Genomic DNA, 21,924 nt, shown 5'->3' on the forward strand with positions numbered 1-21,924 from the left:
TATCTCTCCCCAAATCTTCCCTCTTAACCTTTTCTCTCTTACCTTCTGTCTCCTGTCTCCAGTATAGCTGTCTCCTAGTCAAAAAAACTTGATATTTATATGAAGATACGGTTAGGGGTTCTATAGAACACTGAAGCTCATGCAATTCCGGCATGGGTAAGTTTGGGTAAGTTTAGTAGAACGGAGATGGCGGATAGCACAATTGTTTGGCGTTGCTTAAATGTAATGATAATTAGACATCTACTCCACCCATAGGGAGTAGGGAGTAGGCAGCTTTGCTGTAGGCAGTAGGCGTAAAGAATTGATAATTTCTTTGGAATAATTGATTTGATTTTTTATATCATGTTCCCCCGGAGGGGGAGCTACGCTAACGGTTGAATACTTACACTTTGGAGGAAGGAAGGCAGAAGGCAGCTTTGCTGTAGGCAGTAGGGAAAGAAAACTTCAATGCCAGAAGTTTTTTTATATAGCAATGTGCGCTGGCATATTTACAAATTACAAGAACTGTCCAATAGCTAAAAGTCTTATATTATCATTTTCTTTGTGGGTTTAATACCCCACCGTCAACGGGGGTGTTCACGCATTACTTGGGGGAGCGTAGACGCGGAGCGACAGGTCGTTGACTATCCCCATGTGATTTTCCTCCTGTCTCCTGTCTCCTGTCTCCTGTCTCCTTCTTCAAAGGTTTTTTATTCCCTCTTCCGGAGCTGTTGCCTGCGCACAGCGCTATATAAAGTGCGACAAATGTATAACCGGATTTCAGATCAAGAGAAAAGTAGAAGTTGAAAAATTGTTTCTGCCTTCCTAGTTTATCGTTTCAGCTAAGACTGGTTTCCCTGTAGAAACTGCCTGTTCAATAATATCAGCAGCACGAGTTACTCCACCTGATCGCTTAATTGCTGACTGTAATCTTAAAGCATTTTGTTTATATGAAGGTTGTGTTAGTACTTTGGAAATTGCTTTTCTTAATCGAGCTACAGTCAAACGCTTCAGTGGTATAGCTTCCCCTACTCCACTCCAAGCTATTCGTGCTGCTATTCCTGGTTGATCCAGAGCAATAGGAATAGCAATCATTGGTACTCCATTGTTTAAACATTCTAGAGTTGTGTTCATTCCTGCATGAGTAATAGTCAGAGTAACTTTTTGCAGCAGTTCTAACTGAGGTGCATATTTGACAACTAGGGGATTTCCCGGTAAGTTCGGTAGAGATTCTGGAGTTGCCGAACCCCCCAGAGACATTACTAACTGAGCATCCAACCCGTCACAAGCTGCTGCAATTTTATCAAAGACATCAATAAAACGATTTACTAAGCTTCCCAGAGAAGCGTAAATCAAAGGTTTCCCAGTCAACTTATCCCAAGGGAAGGCAACAGGTTCTCTAGTACCTGAATAATGAAATGGTCCTGTGAAATGAAACCACTTAGGCAAATTTTCCCTGGGAAATTCTAACTCAGCAGGTTGTTGACTAATTTGAGCTAGTTGGGAATATACATCATTAGGATGAGAGTACAAAGGCAAATTCCATTGGCGACGATACTCTGCTATCAAATCTCTCACAGGTTTTCTGAGTAGTCCAGACCAGGTATAAGCAGATAGGTTGCGGAGTTTTCCCCACAAGGTAGGGTTATATTCCCAACTTTTAAAATGAGGTGGAATAGCATAATCTAGATGAAATACCACTGCACTACAAATAGTAATAAAAGGAATTTCCAAAAGATCGGCGATCGTTCCTCCTGCGATTGAAATTGAGTCAATGAGCAAAGCATCTATGCCAGCATTTTTAATAAGTTGTGGAGCATCCTTAAGTAAAACATTCGCCCCATTTTTTTTGAGCTGAATACCATAACGTAAAGCAGCTATTCCACTGAGTTGACTTAAATGATACAAAGATTTTTTCATTGCCTCTGGAGAAAGGTCTTCTTGACCATAGTCAAGATATTCCAATCCTGCTGCCAATACCTTAGCTTCATAACCAACTATTCCAATAAAGGTGACACGATGACCTCGCCTTTTTAATTCTTGTGCCAAAGGTAGCATTGTATTTAGATGTCCTGTAAATTGTGTAGGACAGATCGCACCAAAATGAGTCACAATAAGTTGTTTTCTAGTTAGATAGTTCCTGCTAAGACAGGTTTTCCTGTAGATACTGCTTGTTCAATAATATCAGCAGCACGAGTTACCCCACCCGATCGCTTAATTGCTGACTGTAATCTCAAAGCATTTTGTTTATATGATGGTTGTGTTAGAACTTTGGAAATTGCTTTTTTTAATCGAGCTACAGTCAAACGCTTTATTGGTATAGCTTCCCCTGCTCCACTCCAAGCTATTCGTGCTGCTATTCCTGGTTGATCGAAGGCAATAGGAATAGCAACCATTGGTACTGCATTGTTTAAACATTCTAGAGTTGTATTCATACCTGCATGAGTAATAGTCAGAGTAGCTTTTTGCAGTAGTTCTAACTGGGGTGCATATTTGACAACTAGGGGATTTCCCGGTAAGTTCGGTAGAGATTCTGGAGTGGCCGAACCTCCCAGAGAAATAACTAACTGAGCATCCAACCCTTCACAAGCTGTAGCAATTTTATCAAAGACATCAACCTGGGAATTGACTAAAGTTCCCAGAGAAGCATAAATCAAAGGTTTTCCTGTCAACTTATCCCAAGGAAAGGGAACAGGTTCTCTAGTACCTGAATAATGAAATGGTCCCGTAAAATGAAACCACTCCGGCAAATTTTCCCTGGGAAATTCTAACTCAGCAGGTTGTTGACTAATTTGAGCCAGTTGATAATTAGGAGTATCAGGCTCAGGTTGCAAAGGTAAATTTGATTGACTACGATATTGACTCACCACATCTATCAAAGGTTTTGTCCAGCGTCTAGTTCTACGGTACTCAAATTTATTACGCAGTTTTCCCCACCAGGTGGGATTATATTTCCAGTTAGTGAAAAAAGGAGGAATTTTATTATCTTCATCGGATACCACTATACTAGAAATAGTGATAAAAGGAATTTTGAGAAGCTCGGCGATCGTTGCCCCTCCTGTTGAAACCGAGTCAATAAGCAAAGCATCTATGCCAGCATGTTTGATAATTTGTGGAGCATCCTGAAGAAAAGCATTTGCATCTTTTTCCAAAATTGTAACTACAGCATAGCGAAAAGCAGGTATGCCACTAAGTTGACTGAGATGATCCAAATATTCTGTCATCACTCTTTGAGGAAGTTCTTCTTTACCATAGCCAAGATATTCCAATCCTGCTGCTAATACCTTAGCTTCATAACCAACTATTCCAATAAAGGTGACGCGATGACCCCGCCTTTTTAATTCTTGTGCCAAAGGTAGCATTGTATTTAGATGTCCTGTAAAATGTGTAGGACAGATTGCACCAAAATGAGTCATAATAATTAATTTTCTCCTAGTTATATAGTTCCTGCTAAGACTGGTTTTCCTGTAGATACTACTTGTTCAATAATATCGGCAGCACGAGTTACCCCACCTGCTGTGTCAATCGCTTTCTGTAGTCTCAAAGCATTTTCTTTATATGAAGGTTGTGTCAATACCTGGGAAATAGCTTTTTGTAACCCAGGTACAGTTATCTGTTTGAGAGGTACAACTTCCCCTGCTCCAGTCCAAGCAATTCGCGCTGCTATTCCTGGTTGGTCGTTAGCAATAGGAATAGCAACCATTGGCACTGCATTATTTAAACATTCCAAAGTTGTATTCATACCTGCATGAGTAATAGTAAGAGTGACTTTCTTGAGCAATTCTAACTGGGGCGCATATTCCACAACTAAAGGACTTCCTGGCAAGTTGGGTAGAGATTCTGGAGTTGCAGACCCACCCAGAGAAATTACTAACTGAGCATCCAACCCCTCACAAGCTGCTGCAATTTTATAAAAGACATCAATCAGACGATTTTGCACAGTTCCCATAGAAGCATAAATCAGAGGTTTTCCTGTCAATTTATCCCAAGGAAAGCAAACAGGTTCTCGACTACTGGAATAATGATAGGGTCCAGTAAAATGAAACCACTGGGGCAAATTTTTCCTGGGAAATTCTAACTCAGCAGGTTGGTGACTAATTTGAGCTAGTTGAGAATAAGCATCACCAAGTTGAGAGTATAGAGGTAAATTCCATTGGCGACGATACTCAGCTACTACTTGCGCGATCGGTTTTCTCAGCCGTTTATACAAAGCATAACCAGCTTGATTGCGTAATTTTGCCCACCAGGCGGTGCTATATTTCCAGTTTGTGAAATAAGGGGGGAGATTCTCATCTGGATTTAATACTACTGCGCTACAGATAGTGATAAAAGGAATGTTGAGAAAATCCGCGATCGAACCTGCTGATGAAGCTTGGTCAATTAGTAAAGCATCTACGCCAGCATTTTTGATAACTTGCGGAGCATCCCGAAGCAAAACATTTGCCCCGTCTTTAAATAGGTTAATGGTATAGCGAAAGGCAGCTAACCCGCTAAGTTTACTCAGCTGATTTAAAGATTCTGCCATCCCTCCTTTGGGATATTCTTCTGTACCATAAGCTAGAAATTCTAATCCTGCTGCTAATGTTTTAGCTTCAGCATCAAGCACCCCGATCATAGTAACGCGATGACCGCGCCTTTTTAATTCTTGCCCCAAGGGAAGCATTGTGTTTAGGTGTCCTGTCGATCCGGGACATATTAAACCAAAATGAGTCATAGTAAGTTTTTCCCTTGTTTTCTGAATTTTTCTCTACAATGATACTCTCAAGCATTACGAAAATCAATCATTGTCTGCCAATACACATCTGGCATTCCGGTGTCAAAGCATCTCCCTTTTACCAAATACCCGTTCATTCCTTCTGTTTTTTGCAATTTATCCAAACAAGATGTCAGTTGAAATTCACCTTTTTCTCTAACATTTTGTTTGATATTTTCTTCTAGGTAATCAAATATTTTTGCTGTCAATAAATATATGCCAAAAACTCCTAGAAATTCATCTTCTTTCATTCCTGCCACATGAAGTTTTTGTCTGGCATAATTTAGTTCTGGTTTTTCATAAATTGTATCTATATTAATTATGCCATCGGCAACTAAACTCCCACTAATACAACCATAATGATGTATTTCTGTCCCTGGTATTATTCTCACCCCAATTACACTTTTATTGGTCTGTTCGTAGACTTGCAAAATTTGACTTGCACAAGATTTTTTTACCTCTGAAGTATAAATATGGTCTCCTAGTAATAACAAAAAAGGTTCATCTCCCACCCACTCTTTAGCACAGAAAACTGCATGACCATAACCAGCTTGCTCTGACTGAGTTAATAGAGTAATTTTACTGCCTAAATTTTGTAAATATTGACAATATTCTTGTTTTTCTGGTGAAAGTTTCTGATAATAACTAGGGATAGCTTGGAAAAAATCTGTAAAAACTTGGAAATCGCTTTTTTGTATTACTATTCCCACATTTTCTATTCCTGCATTTATGGCTTCTTCCACAATTATTTGAATTATCGGTTTTGCCCTACCATCCTTGTCAATAATTGGAAAGAGTTCTTTTTTGACAACTTTAGTAGCTGGAAACATCCGCGTACCAAAACCTGCTGCTGGAATTACTGCTTTTCTAACTTTAGCTTTTGATTCTGTCATATAATTTTAGTTTTTTGGCTAACCAATAGACTTGTCGCTTGATAACTTAAAAAATCCCCAAAACCTTTATTCTGTAAGGATTGTAGCTATTAGTAATACAAAAGTATTGGAATTATTGCTCTGTCTAGGTTGGAGCGATTTCTTCCCTCTATTTAGCGACAACTCTTATAAATGATAATGAATATGTTGGTAGTTTTTACAGTTGTCTCAATTTAATTTTTAACAAACTTTGTTTCGAGTTGTATACCATTGCTGAAAGCTATCAGTTTTTTTTGATCATTTTCTTTGTGGGTTTAATACCCCACCGTCAACGGTCGTGTTCACGCATTACTTGGGGGAGCGTAGACGCGGAGCGGCAGGTCGTTGACTATCCATAAGTAATTTTCCTCCTGTCTCCTGTCTCCTGTCTCCTGTCTCCTTCTTCAAAGCATAGGATAATAGAATCATATCACGTCCGCTTGAATACTTATACTTTGGTGGAAGGAAAGCAGAGGGCAGCTATGCTGCTATGCTGTTTGCGTAGCATTCCGTAGGAAAGGGTTTCTTTTAATTGAAACTTAATTCTATATACGCTACGATCCTACCGGAGATGATATCACTGGGAAATTCCTGGTGATTCTATTATTTTGAACAAATTGTAGTTAATTTTGGGTAGTTATGACGAGAAAACGTTTAATTATTGAAATGGGTATGGGGATAGACCAACATGGCCAGGAACCAACAGTAGCTGCAGCTAGAGCTGTCAGAAATGCGATCGCTCATAATGCTTTACCCGGAGTCTGGGAAGTAGCAGGTTTAAGTCATCCCAATGAAATGATTGTAGAAGTACAGGTGGCTGTACCTTATCCAGAAGAGGTGAAGGTAGAAGAAGTTTTGGCTGTATTGCCTTTTGGCCAGAAAAGTATCACTATTGAAGATGGGGGTATGGTAATACAGGGTAGGGCGATCGCTGAATTGGAAGATAAAAATGATGAAATGTTAATTGCTGTAGCAGCGGTTACTGTATTGGTAGAGACTTAAATCGGTTGTTTGGGTTGATACGGACATGATGTAGTTCATAGTTTTTGAAACAAGAAAAAATCTGCTATGCTTGACTACAAAATACATAGCAGATATATCTAGGTTACTTAGTTGAGGTTAATAAGTTAGTTGAAATTCACACTTACTATTATGAACTTTTTTTTTTGAAAAAACATCAATTTTTGCTGTTCTTCATCAAATCTTTAAATAAGAATGGAGTATTTTAAAGTTCTGATGAAGATGGCTATATTTCAACTTGGTAGTTATCCCACCCTACTTTCCATTCCCAGCGCGTAGTGTTATAATTCCTTGAAATTTGAGTGAAAGCTCTCATTAAAATGAAATTAAATCAACTCACTTGTCTGTTCTTATGCAGAAAAAAACAGAATAAATCAGCCTTGGCAACTGAAATAACTGGTTTATAAAAATAAAGTTTTAAGTGTTAGGTGATATCATTTCCGTTTAATAGCGTTCAGGAAAAACTTTCTTCTCTTCTTAACTCCTGACTCCTTCATCGTTATTTATAACTCACATTCCGCACTTCAATTTGTAACATTAAAAGTAGTAGAAAAATCCGTAATATCATGTCCGTTGGTATCGTTTGTGTAAAACTTAGCGTGTATATCTACAGGAAATTTAAGTTTTTTTCTTGCTAAATTGCCTTCCTGTTTGTTGCCTGTTGCCTGTTGCCAGATGAGCTGTTGCCTACCTTTGCTATACAATACCGATGCTACCGGACATGATATAACTTGGTAGATATTTATACTATATAGCTCCTACATTTGACCTTTCTCAGCAGTCAGATTCTCAGGAAAATATTAAATATAAATACTCAATTATATCATGTCCGCTGGGGCGCGTTTGTGTAAACCCAAGGGTGAATATCTACAGGGAATTTAAGTTTTTTTTATTGCCCTTAAGTATTCCTGCCTGTTCCCAGTTAAGTGTTCCCAGTTAAGTGTTCCCTACCTTTGCTATACAATACCGATGCTACCGGACATGATATTACTTACTCCTATTGACAACTATAATTGTCTCCTGTCTCCTGTCTCCAGTATAGCTGTCTCCTGTCTCCTATTTTTTATACGACATTTTGTCGTGCGGAATGTAGGTTATAAGTATTCAACCGGACATGGCATAATACATAATTATTTTGGTGTTGGTGATTTGAGGTATGATATCATGCCTGGATAATTAGTTAACAAAAAACTTTCGGTAGTCCTGTATATGTAGTGATAAGTCAATATAAATGATTAGTTCTTGACATTAATCTTGAAAATATTAAGTTTTTCCTGCTCAAAAAAAATCAAAATTATTGCCTAGGCGATCGCTACATATAATCAGAAATAAAAATATCAGGAATCAATCCCAAGTATCCTGAAAAAAAGTATGCTATTATCTATGACAGTAATAATAAAAAAATCTCTATAATTCAGATGTCAAATCATCAATTAATCTGTCCTAGTTGTGGTAGTAATTATATTTTCAAAAATGGGACGATTCACAACAAAAAACAAAAATATCAATGTCAAAATAGTCTCTGAAAATTTGTCGAAAATAGTCACAGAAATTATATTAGTCATGAAACCAAAGAACTGATTGATCAGTTATTACTAGAAAAAATTAGTTTGGCTGGTATAATTCCTGTAATAGGTGTGTCATAAAAATGGCTCCAGAATTAGGTCAATAATAGAGTTGTCGCTAAATAAAGGGAAAAAATCACTCTAACCTAGACAGAGCAATAATTCCCAGTATTTTTGCTATCCAATAGCTACAATCCTTACATAACAAGATTTTTGGGGATTTTTAAGTTATAAAGCGACAAGTCTAATAAGTATGCTCATGTTTCACAGTCTATTAAATGTACAAAAAAAACAGGTAATATCATGTCCGGTAGCATCGGTATTGTATAGCAAAGGTAGGCAACAGGCAACAGCTCCGGAAGGCAACAAACAGGAAGGCAATTGAGCAAGAAAAAAACTTAAATTTCCTGTAGATATCCACGCTAACTTTTACACAAACGATACCAACGGACATGATATAAACTCACTATCCAATTTGATGAAATGTGGTCATTTGTAGGTAATAAAAATCACAAACAATGGCTCTGGTTAGCTATGGATATAGACAGTAAAGAAATTGTGGGTTTTTACTTAGGGGAAAGAGGAGAAAAAGGGGCATTAGGATTGTGGAATTCATGACCAGGTATCTATAGACACTGTGCAGTTTGTTATACAGATTTTTGGTCAGCTTACGATCTTGTTTTTCCTGATTTAAGACATAAATCAGTGGGGAAAGAAACAGGTTTAACAGCTTATATAGAAAGATTAAATATAGCGCTGTGCGCAGGCAACAGGCAACAGGCAACAGCTCATCTGGGGGAATAAATTGCCGATAATATAAGATTTTTAGCTATTTGGCCACTCCTGCAATTTGTAAATATACCAGCGCTCATTGCTATAATACTTGACGTCAAAGAATTTCTCGGTTGGTCAGAAAGAGTTTATCCTTTTCTAAAAAGCGATAAAACCATTTAGGAGTTATTTGGTATTTCATTGATAATTATAATGAAGCGTTGGCGGATCCTAGCGGCAGCTATATCGCCTGACCACCATTTGATCACTACATATACAGGACTACCAAAACTTTCTTTTATACTACTCTTTCTTCTTATTTCTTCTCTCCTGACTCGGTTCTCCTGACTCCCCCTCCTGGGAGGGGTTAGGGATGGGTTGACTCCTAAAGAATAGACATCTGGTAAAAATCAAAAATCAAATCAATTCTCACACTAGATATATCAATTCTTTCTCCCTACTGCCTACAGCAAAGCTGCCTACTCCCTCTTTTCTGGAGATATCTAATTAAGATTAATACCATACACGATTTTCAGCAACGCCATTATTTTAAAGTAATCACAGTTTTCACCACACCTGAACGTTGCCCCCGCGCCGTCATTTCAATTTCACAACCAGCAAAACCTTTAACCACCCATTCAACATGACAACGATAATCATTACCTTGAGCAAAATTAGCAAAAGCTTTATTCGATCGCCCCTCTAAATGACCTATTTCCTGTAACTGCTTCCCACTAAGCAACATTACACTTTCAGGCAAAGTCAACATCACCTCTATAGGTCGAACACTTTTTCCTTCCCTAGCTTTTTCACTGGTATAAGTAGGCAAAAATCCCTGATTTTCCAACTGCACCACTACCAGATAAATATCGCCACCCTGATGCTCAACTACCGTCTGACTCACTGCCAAACGAGGCGACATCAAAGCATGAGAAATAGCAAACTGACAATGTTGCTCACACAACTTTGGTAAATATTCCACAGGAGCATTTTGCCAAACCTTCTTATGATTCCATCCACCAATTTCTAAAGTACCCAGTTGCGGATGTTCAAACGGTTGCCAGTCAATAAAACCCTTCCCACCCAAATTTTCATCATTCCACTGCATCAATTTCAGATCGTCTGAAACAGGATGGTGTCGTAACCACTTAACATAATCCTCCTTCTTAACTCCCGCTGCGGTAGGTGCATCCCAAAGTTCTATAACAAAACCAAACCAACCAAAGCGCTCATAACAATAATCATCCATTGCACCATAAGTCTTCCGATTAGCAGGATAGCAAAAGTTATGATAAACCGAAACACATTCATAACCAGTAATTTCAGTACCCTTTTCCCCAATCAACTTGTAAATTTCCAAATCCTCCACAGGCAAACGGTCGTCTGGGTAAATGCTATAAGGACGTAAAATTACCGCAGAAAAGGTATGATAACTAATAAAACCATTAATATTAGAATGCTCGCGCCAAAATTCTGCTACAGCACGAGTTTCCGGTTCAGAAAAAGGAAAATCTCCAGCACCTTTTTGTTTTCCCTCCGGTTGCCATTTATAAGGATAGTTGCGATTAAAATCCATTCCTTCTAATGCGGGAGCAATTTTAATATCGTAACCGTTATAGTTTTTGATAATTCCCTCTGGCAGAATAGTGTAGTAAGTACCTCCAAATTCATCAGGTTCGCGACGCACCATTATTCTTGGGTCTTCTGGCGAAATTTTCCACGCTCCACAATCATCCTTGAGTCGCATCTGCAAAATTAACCCATCCCCGTTTATATCTTCCCAGTGGAGTCCATCACGTTCTTCGGGATATGGATAATGACGAATACTCGATCGCAATCTTTGGGGAGTTGTTAAATATTGTTCTGCTCCATCAACAGCAATACGAGGTAATACATAAACTGTGTAGTTATCTAATAAACGAGTAATTTGAGGTTCCCTAGCATAATTATTTAGTAGATGATAAATAATATATAGAGCAACAGCAGAACCTGTAACTTCTCCAGCATGAATATTAGCATCAATCCAATATCCAGGTTTTTCTTTTGCTTTTCCTGTATTTTGATTAGTAACAGTAGCTAAGAAAATATCTAATCCACCATAGCTTTTACCAATAACTTCTAACTTAATCAAATGGGGATTACTTTCACTCATTTGATGCAAAAAACTTACCACTTCTTGATATGTATAGTAGTGGCTAAAATCAAACCCTGATTCTGTCATCTTAAATTATTAAGTCTCTATATATGTAATTAAATTAGAATTAGTATTTGTTAGAATTATCCAGCCAAACTGGAGACTAACATTATCAGTTTTAACCATAATTATTAAACTCTTTGTGACTTTAGAAATGTCCAATAATAAAAAATAAAATCAATTATCGCACATAAATTATCAATTATTTTCCCTTACCGAAAAATTCAGGTATAAAGCCTCTCCATTCATGGAGAAAAAAGAAAAAAAATCCTTTTATTCAATCTTCTTATTTATAAGAATAGGTAATTCTAAACTCTTAATTCTAAATTATAAATTATAAATTCTTGAATCCTTACTCCCTCTCTTGTGAAGATGTCTATTTGTAATTAGGGCTTGCTGATTAAATATCAAACCATTGACTGATATTGGTTTTAGGCTTTTTATGTCTTGAAAAAGTATGAGCTTTTCGGTAGCTTAAGTTAAAAAAGTGAGGATTTTCACCGAAGCAAAAGCCGAAAAATCACTCTGACAAAACTTAGCTCCTACCTCCTCGCTCATTCCCATTTCTCCTGTCTCCTGTCTCCTACCCCAGCAAAAAGACTTTCCATAAGTAAACCCTAATTATGTTCCCACTTCCACATACCACTAGAAATCAAATTTGTCAAAATATGGGCGATAATTGGTATTAATAAATTACCTGTGGCTAAGGCACTATATCCTAAGACTATTCCAACTATTGTTGCCCAAACCATATAAGGCCATTGTTGCTTACCACTCAAATGTAAAACACCAAAGAAAATACTTGAAGCAATTAATGCCACTGTATCCAATCCCAAGGCAGACAAAATTACACCTCTAAATAACAATTCTTCACTCAATCCTGGTAGTAATCCCAACCAGATTAAATCGGGCCATAACAAAGGAGTCACAACTAATTTAAGATATTGATCTGCACTACGACGATAGGTCGGCCAAATGCGATAAACTAAGGAACTAGCAATAGTAATACCTAAAGCGATCGCTACTCCCCACAATAATGCTCTGGGATTCCAACTCACAGGTAATAAATTAACACCAAGTAGCAAGCAGGTTTTAGAGATTGCCAGTAATACCAATGCTGTTACCCCCATTGCCACCAATACTTGAGTACGAGTTAGAGGCTCGATTTCTGGATTTTCAGGAATTTGCTCTGTCACTTGTCCGCCATCAAATTAAGTTTGGATTTTATATTTAACTATTGTACAGGATGGTATAGCAGAAGAAAGAAGGAAGAAGAAAGAAGGAAGAAGGAAAAACCTTGCCTTGTCTGAGTTTGACCGCACTTTTTAAGATAGTGAGGTACAGTTCAATATTAATCTCTATCCCCTCTTTCCTACTCCCTCTCTTGGTGCGCGTTCCCTCACAGGAGTCAGCATTCCCTTGCGTTTGTTGCCGACGCGGGGTCGCACCACTACTCCCAAGATGTACCTCATCCACTAGAAAACTGCTGTCAGCTTTTTATCCCACATTCCGCACTTCATTTTGCAACATTAAAAGTAGTATAAAAAAACCGTGGCTTGGTAGGTATTTAGAGCTTGCTGATTAAATCTAAAAGCATTGACATATAAAGACAAGTGCCTTTTTGGGGTCGAATTGCAGTGCAAATTTTTCAGCTGTTCATGCTCATGCATGGCTCGTATTTTAGGCTCATAGTTGGACAGAAAAATCCCAAATTGACAATTGTTACTCCTACCTCCTCGCTCATTCCCATTTCTCCTGTCTTCCCCTACACAGGAGGGGTTAGGGGTGAGTTGCCTCCTACCCCTACTAAAAGACTTTTTCAGCAAACCCTATTTATACTATGCAAATCATCTCAATTACTTTTTTCGTTGATCAAATTCCGAGTAAACAATTAAGCATAAATACTTGCTTGATTATGTACTCAATCACGATAGCTATGATTTTCTCCTAAATTCTGACTCCTGTCTTCCCCTACACAGGAGGGGTTAGGGGTGGGTTGTCTCCTGACTCCTTCTTCTATTATAATACATTTTGTGGTGCGGAATGTGGGTTTATATGTCCTAACCTTTGCTTCGACTACTGTACTACTGAATTTTAGCAATTGGTAATATTTCTGGCCTTAAAGCTTCTGGATTAATGCCAGACCGATGAGCAACCAATACCCCCAACGCCTCCAAATATGAATTAACCTCTAATGCTTTTATCCCCAAACTTTCTGGTGAAGCTTGCATTTGAGTTTTATTTTCGCTGACGGCAATAATTTGTGCTGGAGTTTGACTGAAACTCATTACTGCACTACCGCCACAAGCAGTAGCAGGTACAACCACAGCATCTACTTGTTTTGCCAAAATGGTATTAGTCAGTAGGGGAGTATCTTTTGTGTTTACTAATTGTGGCGCTCGACTCAACCCCACTAATACACAAGGTAAAAATGTGTAACCAATTTCTTCCGCAGCAGACCGAGGCGATAAGTTAGGGTCTAAAGGTAGAGGTAATAAAGCAGGAGCATGAGCACAGGGAACCTGAAAAGTTTTGACAATCAGATGACTAATAACTGCTTCTGCACCAGCTAAAGGGTCAACTCCTTGTCCATGGCGATATAATTGTAATCCTGTACTACCTTCATCATCGGGAAATCTGGCAACAACAGCGATCGCTTCTGCTTTAGCTTTGTGAATTAGAGTTTCTGCTGCTCGTAGCAAACTATCTGAATTAGCTATTGTGCCCCAGGATGCTCCAGAATCAGATTTTTGTAATTGTACTTCTAGTGGAGCATCTGTAATTATATAATCTGTGAGATTTAGCCCTAAAGTTGCTCTAGTCGCATCCGCGGCTTGTAAATGGCGCAGTTGCAATTCTGGTTCAATGCCTTGGTCAAGGATTAAACCGACTCGGTTTTGATGTACAGGTTTTAATCCATACCATCCCTGAGCAAATTTGTCAAGGGCATAGCCTTCTATATAGAGAGCATTAGATAATGGCCAATAGAGTTGTGCCCCATTCAGAACATTGGGGTGAGTAATTAGGAGGTCGCAAGTTTGCGCGATCGCTCGTGCCACTGGTAAAGCATCACCAGCATAACCACCAATAGATGCACCAATACCAGTGGGAATAATTAAGACTACTGTATAAGGTTTTAAGTCGAAGGTCAAAAGTCAAAAAGATAAGTTGATTTGATTCAATAATTTCAGCAGGAAAGCTAATTTTTAAACTCTATTAAAAATAATTTTAGGTTTGGTATTATCGTAGATCAACCAAACCCTACACTCAACAATTATCAATCAAAAAGCATGAATAACTAATTAAGCATTAGTGCTTAAACTTTCTGATTCAATTACAACAGCTTCTACATGAGCTGTTTGTTTTTCTGTATCTATCTTTGTCACTGCCCAACGTAGAGGTTCGCCACTTTTTTCTAACTCTTTTTCAATTTCTTGATTGAGTTTATTTGGTGATTCTTGTAGGTCAATTTCAGCATTAATAAAATGAGTAGTCATTTCAGTTATCAGTTATCAGTACTATTTTAAGTTAATTAGTTTACGAAATAAACTTTATTTACCGAATAATTAAGCTTTAAAGCCTCTCCTTTAAAGGATAAAAAAGCGGTCGTTTCGACCAAGATAATAAAAATTTTTCCTTTTACCTTTTCTTTTCTAGGAGAGGTAATTATTAATTATTAATTATTCAAGTCTTCCTTTTCATTCATTTTTAAGCTATTTGTGAAGCACCAAATTGGCGATCGTAAACCTCATCTTCCTTTCCAGTTTCTATCTTTAAATTAGACCGAGGATAGGCAACACATAATAAGACATAACCCTCTGCTTGGAGTTCTGGACCAACTCCCATACCATCAGCTTGATCTACAGTACCCTCTCCAATAATTTTTGCTGCACAGGTTGTACAAACCCCTGCATTGCAAGAGTTAGGCAAATCCAATTTAGCCTCCTCAGCAACCTCTAATATTTTTTTATTCTCTGGCACTTCAATAGCGTGAGTTTGTCCTTGGTTGTGAATTTCAACAGTATAAGTCTTTGACATATTGTAATTTGTAGATTTAATTCCAGAGAGGAATTTAGACTCCTTGATTTTATGAAATATTTATATTTTAGCCCTTGTTAGATATTGAGGGCAACATTAATTATCCGAAATGAAACAAAATTTTACAATCCTAATAATGAGAAAATTTCTCAATATTCAAAAATCACTTATCTGAGATCAAACTTAATTTTCATCTTTGAATTTTTTTTTATTCAAATAGAATTTTTATTAACAGCAGGTATTACTAATTCAAGAAAATCTAAAAGTAATTTTATCTAGAAAATAAATTTCAAAATCCTCTTTGATTTATTATGATTTTTTATTTTTTAGCTTTACTTCAAGACAAATTTAAATAGCCATGCTAGAAATATACAACAGTGGAAAGAAAGGGTGCTGACATATCAAAAGCTTAAAACTTATACCAATTTCATAAAATATTGTTACAGTGAAGACACAGGGAACAGGGAACAGGGAACAGAGAAAGAAAAACATAAATATTAAAGAGGAAAAAAAGTGGAAATTTTAGAATTTATAGAATTTATAATTTTTTCTTTTAGGAATAAATCACAAATTAAGATGTAACTGCCTTTTTTGAATTTGGTATTAGACAAAGCAATATTTTTCCTTCTTCCTTTTTCCTTCTTCTTTTTTGATTCTGCTATACTATAAAAAAACCTTGCAGGATTAAAAAAAATAACTTAAGTAGCTAGACATAATTCAACGCAAAAAAAATGAAATTACTTGATTTAATCAAAACTATTATGTAGTTCATAAAACTGTCAACTTCTATACCTGTAATCTCCTGATTAAAATTAATTTCAAAGTAAAATCAGACCGCTTTTGATATTTTTATTGCTTGTTCTTTGTTTTGGTAACTATTTGACTGTTGAAGTATAGCATTACTTTTGGTAATTGGTATTATATAATCGGGTTTTATATAAATACGCTACTTTAGCACTTGCTAGTAACAGGCAGCAGAGAATAATTTAACGTATCACCAAATCTGACTTAGTACATTATTACCTGCCTCTCTAATATTATTTCCCTTTTTTCCTTCCCTTTTCCCTCTTCCTTCTACTATAAAAAATCCCCTGCTATAAAAAATCTATAGCAGAGGATAAATGCAATTTAAAACCTCAGAAAAATAATTACTGGTTTAACTGCGGTCAGCTATAGCTACAGGTTCAAAACTCGGTATAACCAAATCATCATTTTGCTTAGTTAACTGGTTATACAGTTTTTCAGTATTCGGGAAATTAGCAGCAGGTAAAGTCGGGAAGCGACGATAAGGAACAGTATCCTCGCCAAACATCTCAATATATTCAGCACTATTCACCATAGCGTTGATAAAACCTTTAATACCCAAAGTTGCCAGAATCTGATTATACTTACGAATCTCAACTTGATTGCGAGGAGCACGTCCTAAGAAATGTTTAGTACCAAGTTCAATTACCTTAGTATTAGGATAAGGTGTATAAAACTCCTTAACATAAAGTTTAGAACAACCTAACCCTTCAATAAATTCCTTGAGGTTGATTTCATCATTCCCTAACTTACTTTCTAAGGAAGAGAACTCACTCTTAACAATGTAAGGATCGATATCGCGTTCAAAAATCTGACGATAAGCAGCAGCAATAATCAATTTCACCTGTTGCTTATCTTGGGTACTTGTCAACTTAAAGACCTTAGACTGCTCCCGTTGCTTGTTAACACCTTGACCAACCCGGAACTCAATATCAGGTTCAGTGCGAATTTCGGCAGGAGTACCCAACTCCACAAATCTTGGCGTAACTTCTTTCTCTACTTGTAGATTTTTGTCACCAATACTGCCAACTCTTGTATTTCGTAATGACAAACCACCAGGAGTTAGATAACGTTCATAAGGAATAGTATCTTCTCCAAAAGATTCATTGTATTCTTGACTATCGATGATTGCATCTACTAGAGCATAGAAACCCTTCTTGGCACAAATATCGAAGTAAGAATTAATTTCCTTACGTCCATAAGTCGGACGACCTAACAACCGCCGATGAATGTACTCAATAGCTTTGCACACATACAAAGAACTCCAGTACATATTACGGAAAGTATCAGACTTCGCTAAAGCACGAATGAACTCGCGAATAGTGATATCACCATTTTCTAGTTTGTTCTCAGCACTCTTTAGACGCTGACCATCGTAAACATCACGACCGAATACCTGACGATAAGCAGCGGTAATGATCTTTTGAGTAGAACTTTCAGAAAACTTAATGCTAGCACCGTTGCTGCCACCAGAGTTACTGAAACCACTACTAACATAACCTCCAGGCAGTTGGTCAAGTTTGAAAACCTTTGGACCAAGAGAACCAGGATTTTTAGCTCTTGCACCAGGGTTACTAATTTGGCTATCAATACCAGCACCCTGACGAATTAGAATCCGGCGAGTATCTTTGCCAAAAGGTGCAGGACGATTTTTGAGACTACGGGTTTCTTTCGGGAAGATTGCCCCAAACTGGATTTCTAATGGATCGTTACCCATACCATAAACGTGCTGGTCTGGCAAGGGCTGATTGTAGTCAGCAAATAAGGTAACAAATTGAGGTACTTTTCGGAAAGGGGCACTGTAGTTAAATAGATCTATTTGTGGTCCCCAGTTACGACATTCCTGAGCCTCTTGACCTAAACCACGCAGATATGGTACTGTCTCTTCACCAAAATAATCGGAGTATTCTTGAGAGTCCACCATGGCATCTACCAAGGCTGACAAACCACCTTTGGTAACAATGTTAAAGTATTTGCTGAACTCTTGGGGTGAACTCAAACCCCTACCCAGAAAGTGACGAGCTGCCAATTCCACAACACGACTATTGACAAAACCTTCATAAAACTGTTTCCGGTACAAAGGAGATTTACCCAAACGACGGATAAACTCTTTCATGGAGATTTCGCAATTTTTGGCTTGAGATTCCAGGTAGGAAATATTCAGACTATAAGCTCGGAAAATATCCCTCTCAAATACTTGGCGATAAGCAGCTTTAATGACATCCTGTTTCTCGAAGTTAGACAAACCAGGTTTCATCACAAATTTTTGTCGCTTTTCAGCAGCATTAAAGTAAATTTGTGGTAGTTCTAAACCTTGTTGGTCTGAACTTTGGCCCCGGCGTTGCTTATTAGAAGGTGTTGAGCTGCGGAACTCAGTCAAAAGGACATCAAAGTATTGGGCAACAATTTCCTTTGCTTCCTGGTCTTGAAAATATCTAATCGAAGCTTGTCGCATCTGTTGGATAGCTACAATTGTAGCTGCAGAGGAACAGGCATTCTCAATGATTTCTCTTAAACCACGAACGTTGACTGAGATAATATTAGGGTCTCCCGCCACAATAGCGTAAGTAATATAGCGTAAGAACCAAGATAAATCCCGCAAGGATTTGGTCATATTAACTGGACCATACCGAGACACACTAATTGGCCTAAAACCAGCAGGTACAGGGCCAGCACTACTAGCTCCTAAATTAGTGAACAGCGAGCGTATACCCTGAAGTGGGTTGTTTTTACTTTTGTTCTCTACATAAGTAACAGTACCTAGCTTCATGCCTTCAGAAACTGATGTTGTTGCAGCCGTAACAGCACTCATGGCCATTTCTTCTTCATCTGGCTTTTCTAAAAAGGCTAAAGGCGAACCACCAGTAAAAATAGTATTGGCAGCAACAGAAACAATTCTTTCTGAATTATTAGTCAGTATCTGAGCAATTTCTAAACGTTTTGCTCCTGAACTAAAAAAAGTTGCTAGTTCATCTAGTTCTCCTTTTCCTAAAAAGCGGTCTTGTTGTTCCGCTTGAGAAATAGTTGATACTGGTACAGTTTGATATAGTTGCGGACGTGCAACTGAGCTTCCACCACTTGCTTTGACAGTCATTCGATTATTATTGCTCCCTATTTTGAAGTTTTTACAGCTTCTATTCAGACTGTTAGCTTGAATTTTTATGACATTTCCCAGACATTTTCTCTAGAGAGTAAGTATGGGTTTTTCTGAAGTTGCAATGAAGATTTTCCCTACTGTAAAAGCTGGTTTCCACAGACTAGAAAATATTCTTTACTATCTGTGTTTTATTGACTTTCATCAGCAACTTAATTGATACTTAAGGCGATGCCCCACCTCAAAGTTTATATCTTATTTAAGCTACTTTCTCTGCTTACCTCTGGATTATTGCTGAAAGCATAGTTATTTTTCTTAACACCATACTTGCTGAATTTCCACAGATAAACTACTGTAGCTTTACATCAAAATTTTTCGTTCAGATGTTTCTCACATCAGCATTAGAAACCTATACCTTATTTTTGCAGATATTCAGTTAGAATATCCTTAAAAACTAGGCTGAATTTATATTAAGTATTGCCTAGCCCAATGTACCTGTTTTATTTCTAATCTTGGCTTAGTTATTTAACCTTAAGTTGTCTAACACTAACCATATAGAAATATTGAGGCATAAAGAAAGTAAGTATTTTTGCTATTTTTATGTTCTAGCTTTTCCTTACTTTGTTTCAAAGGTAAAATATTTTAGGCTAATTACCCGTGTTTGTTAAAAACCTTACAGAATTTTATTTTATAGATTTATGGTCATTTATCTTAGAAAAAATAATAATTTTTGTTAAGTAGAGTTTGCTGAAAAAGTCTTTTGGCAAGAGTAGGAGTTAGAAGTCAGAAGTCAGAAGTCAGAAGTCAGGATCTTAGAAGTCAAAAGTCAAAAGTTAGAAGCTAGAAGCTAGAAGTTAAAAGTTATAAGTTTGAAGTCAAAAGTTAGGAGTTAAAAGTTTGAAGTCAAAAGTTAGGAGTTAAAAGTTTGAAGTCAAAAGTTAGGAGTTAAAAGTTTGAAGTCAAAAGCCAAAAGTCAAAAGTTAGAAGTTTAGAACTTAGGAGTTATACCAATTCTCTATGAAGCTGCGCTTAATATAAAGATGAGAATAGTCAGTGTAATAAGGTCTGAGCAAAAATTATTAAGTGCATTGTTACAGAGAAATGGTATTAGAAGTCAGAAATTAGAAAAAATGGTAATTGTAGAGGAGATAGTGGGAAGAATTGTCACTTGATTTTTCTGCTCTTGTCTGCCCAAAATGCTAATATGCATGAGCTTTTTGGACTTATTTGAACATTCAATTTCATTATGAAGGATAAATTAGATATCAGTTCTGCTGTTGAGGGACTCTACGATACTTTTCCATTTCCCCCAGACCCTTTAGTAGATGAAGCACCACCTGGATATAACTGGCGCTGGAGTTGGCCAGTAGCTTATAGTTTTTGCACTGGTCAAACACCCCAGAAACAAGATATTAAGATTTTAGATGCAGGTTGTGGCACTGGTTCTAGTACAGATTATTTGGTTCATCTTAATCCTCAAGCATCTGTGGTTGGAATTGATTTAAGTAGTGGTGCTTTACAAGTGGCCAAGGAACGGTGTAGTCGTTCGGGAGCTTCGCGAGTAGAATTTCATCATCTCAGCATATATGATGTAGGCCAAATAGAAGGAGAGTTTGATTTTATTAATTGTGTAGGAGTTCTACATCATTTACCCGATCCAATTAAAGGTATTCAAAATCTTACTTTGAAGTTAGCTCCTGGCGGAATTATGCACATCTTTGTTTATGCAGAGTTGGGTCGCTGGGAAATTAGACTCATGCAACAGGCGATCGCTATCCTTCAAGGTAATCAACCTAGAAATTACAAAGATGGAGTAAAAATCGGACGTCAACTTTTTGCTTCTCTACCAGAAAATAATCGTCTTGTCAAATATGAACAAGAAAGATGGGCTTTTGAAAATAAAAGAGATGAGTGTTTTGCAGATATGTATGTCCATCCCCAAGAGATTGATTATAATATCGATACTCTGTTTGAGTTGATAGAAGCATCTGGTTTAAAGTTTCTGGGATTTTCTAATCGTGAATACTGGAATATAGAACGACTTATCGGAAAATCTTCCGAGTTAGTGGAAAGAGTTGTTGATTTGGACGATCGGGAACGTTATCGTTTGATTGAATTATTAGACCCTCAGATTAGTCATTACGAGTTTTTCTTAGGTAGGCCACCTTTACCCAAGATTGATTGGTCTGACGATCGCCTTCTATTAGCAGCAATACCTGAATTAAGTCCTTGTATTCAGGGATGGCCTAGTGAGAATATATTTGATGGTGACTATAAATTGGTAAATTTGTCAAGGAAAGAATATGAATTTCTACAAGCTTGTGATACTAACTCAAACAGTCAATCCCCATCCACAGTAGGAGAAATATTAGCTAATATACCAGTGGAATTAGAAATTGTGCGATCGCTTCAGTCCAGACTTTTGATTCTACTTACCGAATAATTAAGGTAAAATGCCTCTTCTTTAAAGGAGAAACAAGCGGTCGAGGGATGGCGAGGTCTCCTCGCCATATCCAATCGACCAAGAGAGAAAAAATTTTCCTTTTATTCAATCCTCTTCCTTTTAGGGCTATGCTTTACCCACATCTTTAACTTAGCAGAAAACTTGACAAAATAGACGAGTTATGGATAAGTCTTGGTTCAGGTTTTTCGGGAGAAAAAATGTATGGAAAAAGACTTTTTTTTGACAACTTCAGTAGTTTTACTTAGCTACTATGATTTTTTCTCCTTTCTCTCCTGCTCCCTCTCTTGGTGCGCGTTCCCTTGGGTCTGTCGCCGACGCGGGGTCGCACCGC

Annotated in this window: 15 protein-coding genes and 1 pseudogene; 4 read left to right on the top strand and 12 right to left on the bottom strand. The window is 37.4% G+C overall.

Features of this window, described 5'->3' with window-relative positions; genetic code table 11:
- Positions 1 to 804 precede the first annotated feature (804 nt).
- Genes F6K27_RS17550 through F6K27_RS17565 form a run of 4 tightly spaced genes read right to left on the bottom strand, consistent with a single transcriptional unit; the run spans position 805 to position 5,625 of the window.
- Positions 805 to 2,091 (bottom strand): glycosyltransferase, encoded by a 1,287-nt coding sequence (locus F6K27_RS17550; RefSeq protein WP_287279558.1) that lies wholly within the window; start codon positions 2,089 to 2,091, stop codon positions 805 to 807.
- A 17-nt stretch (positions 2,092 to 2,108) separates the two neighbouring features.
- Positions 2,109 to 3,395 carry a glycosyltransferase gene (locus tag F6K27_RS17555; protein ID WP_287279559.1) on the bottom strand — a complete coding sequence of 429 codons (1,287 nt, stop codon included), beginning with the start codon at positions 3,393 to 3,395 and terminating at the stop codon, positions 2,109 to 2,111.
- Between the two features lie 20 nt (positions 3,396 to 3,415).
- Positions 3,416 to 4,693, bottom strand: a complete 1,278-nt coding sequence (locus F6K27_RS17560; RefSeq protein ID WP_287279560.1) for a glycosyltransferase — start codon at positions 4,691 to 4,693, stop codon at positions 3,416 to 3,418.
- A gap of 47 nt (positions 4,694 to 4,740) precedes the next feature.
- Positions 4,741 to 5,625, bottom strand: a complete 885-nt coding sequence (locus F6K27_RS17565) for a UTP--glucose-1-phosphate uridylyltransferase (RefSeq protein ID WP_287279561.1) — start codon at positions 5,623 to 5,625, stop codon at positions 4,741 to 4,743.
- A gap of 657 nt (positions 5,626 to 6,282) precedes the next feature.
- On the opposite strand from F6K27_RS17565, the gene F6K27_RS17570 reads away from it, so the two are divergent.
- Complete coding sequence (locus F6K27_RS17570) at positions 6,283 to 6,645, top strand: Lin0512 family protein (protein WP_124143178.1); 363 nt, start codon at positions 6,283 to 6,285, stop codon at positions 6,643 to 6,645.
- 542 nt (positions 6,646 to 7,187) lie between these two features.
- On the opposite strand, the gene F6K27_RS17575 is transcribed toward F6K27_RS17570, so the two are convergent.
- Positions 7,188 to 7,367, bottom strand: a complete 180-nt coding sequence (locus tag F6K27_RS17575) for a hypothetical protein (protein ID WP_287279562.1) — start codon at positions 7,365 to 7,367, stop codon at positions 7,188 to 7,190.
- 1,114 nt (positions 7,368 to 8,481) lie between these two features.
- Between F6K27_RS17575 and F6K27_RS17580 the strand changes: the two genes are divergently transcribed.
- Together F6K27_RS17580 and F6K27_RS17585 are read left to right on the top strand one after the other, a co-directional pair.
- On the top strand, positions 8,482 to 8,613 hold the full coding sequence (locus F6K27_RS17580) for a hypothetical protein (protein WP_287284298.1): 132 nt from the start codon (positions 8,482 to 8,484) through the stop codon (positions 8,611 to 8,613).
- Between the two features lie 74 nt (positions 8,614 to 8,687).
- Positions 8,688 to 8,984: pseudogene (locus tag F6K27_RS17585) on the top strand (IS1 family transposase); the annotation flags it as partial.
- Between the two features lie 559 nt (positions 8,985 to 9,543).
- Here F6K27_RS17585 and F6K27_RS17590 read toward each other — a convergent pair.
- The 7 genes from F6K27_RS17590 to F6K27_RS17620 form a co-directional block, all read right to left on the bottom strand.
- Complete coding sequence (locus tag F6K27_RS17590; protein ID WP_287279563.1) at positions 9,544 to 11,220, bottom strand: M14 family metallopeptidase; 1,677 nt, start codon at positions 11,218 to 11,220, stop codon at positions 9,544 to 9,546.
- A gap of 590 nt (positions 11,221 to 11,810) precedes the next feature.
- A complete protein-coding gene (locus F6K27_RS17595) occupies positions 11,811 to 12,389 on the bottom strand; it encodes a CPBP family intramembrane glutamic endopeptidase (protein ID WP_287279564.1) in 579 nt (192 codons plus the stop codon).
- A gap of 725 nt (positions 12,390 to 13,114) precedes the next feature.
- On the bottom strand, positions 13,115 to 13,294 hold the full coding sequence (locus F6K27_RS17600) for a hypothetical protein (protein ID WP_124143175.1): 180 nt from the start codon (positions 13,292 to 13,294) through the stop codon (positions 13,115 to 13,117).
- Positions 13,278 to 14,345: a DUF3326 domain-containing protein gene (locus tag F6K27_RS17605; protein ID WP_287278422.1), complete on the bottom strand. Its 1,068-nt coding sequence runs from the start codon at positions 14,343 to 14,345 to the stop codon at positions 13,278 to 13,280. Before F6K27_RS17605 ends, F6K27_RS17600 begins: the two co-directional genes overlap by 17 nt.
- A 150-nt stretch (positions 14,346 to 14,495) precedes the next feature.
- Positions 14,496 to 14,690, bottom strand: a complete 195-nt coding sequence (locus tag F6K27_RS17610) for a hypothetical protein (RefSeq protein ID WP_287278423.1) — start codon at positions 14,688 to 14,690, stop codon at positions 14,496 to 14,498.
- Positions 14,691 to 14,901: 211 nt separating this feature from the next.
- The gene (locus F6K27_RS17615) at positions 14,902 to 15,231 is read right to left on the bottom strand and encodes a 2Fe-2S iron-sulfur cluster-binding protein (RefSeq protein ID WP_287278424.1); all 330 of its coding nucleotides are present in this window, start codon (positions 15,229 to 15,231) and stop codon (positions 14,902 to 14,904) included.
- A gap of 1,156 nt (positions 15,232 to 16,387) precedes the next feature.
- Positions 16,388 to 19,129, bottom strand: coding sequence for a phycobilisome rod-core linker polypeptide (locus F6K27_RS17620; RefSeq protein WP_287278425.1), 2,742 nt, complete (start codon positions 19,127 to 19,129; stop codon positions 16,388 to 16,390).
- 1,246 nt (positions 19,130 to 20,375) lie between these two features.
- Between F6K27_RS17620 and F6K27_RS17625 the strand changes: the two genes are divergently transcribed.
- Positions 20,376 to 21,572: a bifunctional 2-polyprenyl-6-hydroxyphenol methylase/3-demethylubiquinol 3-O-methyltransferase UbiG gene (locus F6K27_RS17625; protein WP_287278426.1), complete on the top strand. Its 1,197-nt coding sequence runs from the start codon at positions 20,376 to 20,378 to the stop codon at positions 21,570 to 21,572.
- Positions 21,573 to 21,924 lie beyond the last annotated feature (352 nt).

Source organism: Okeania sp. SIO2F5 (assembly GCF_010692685.1).
GTDB classification, from domain to species: Bacteria; Cyanobacteriota; Cyanobacteriia; order Cyanobacteriales; family Microcoleaceae; genus Okeania; species Okeania hirsuta.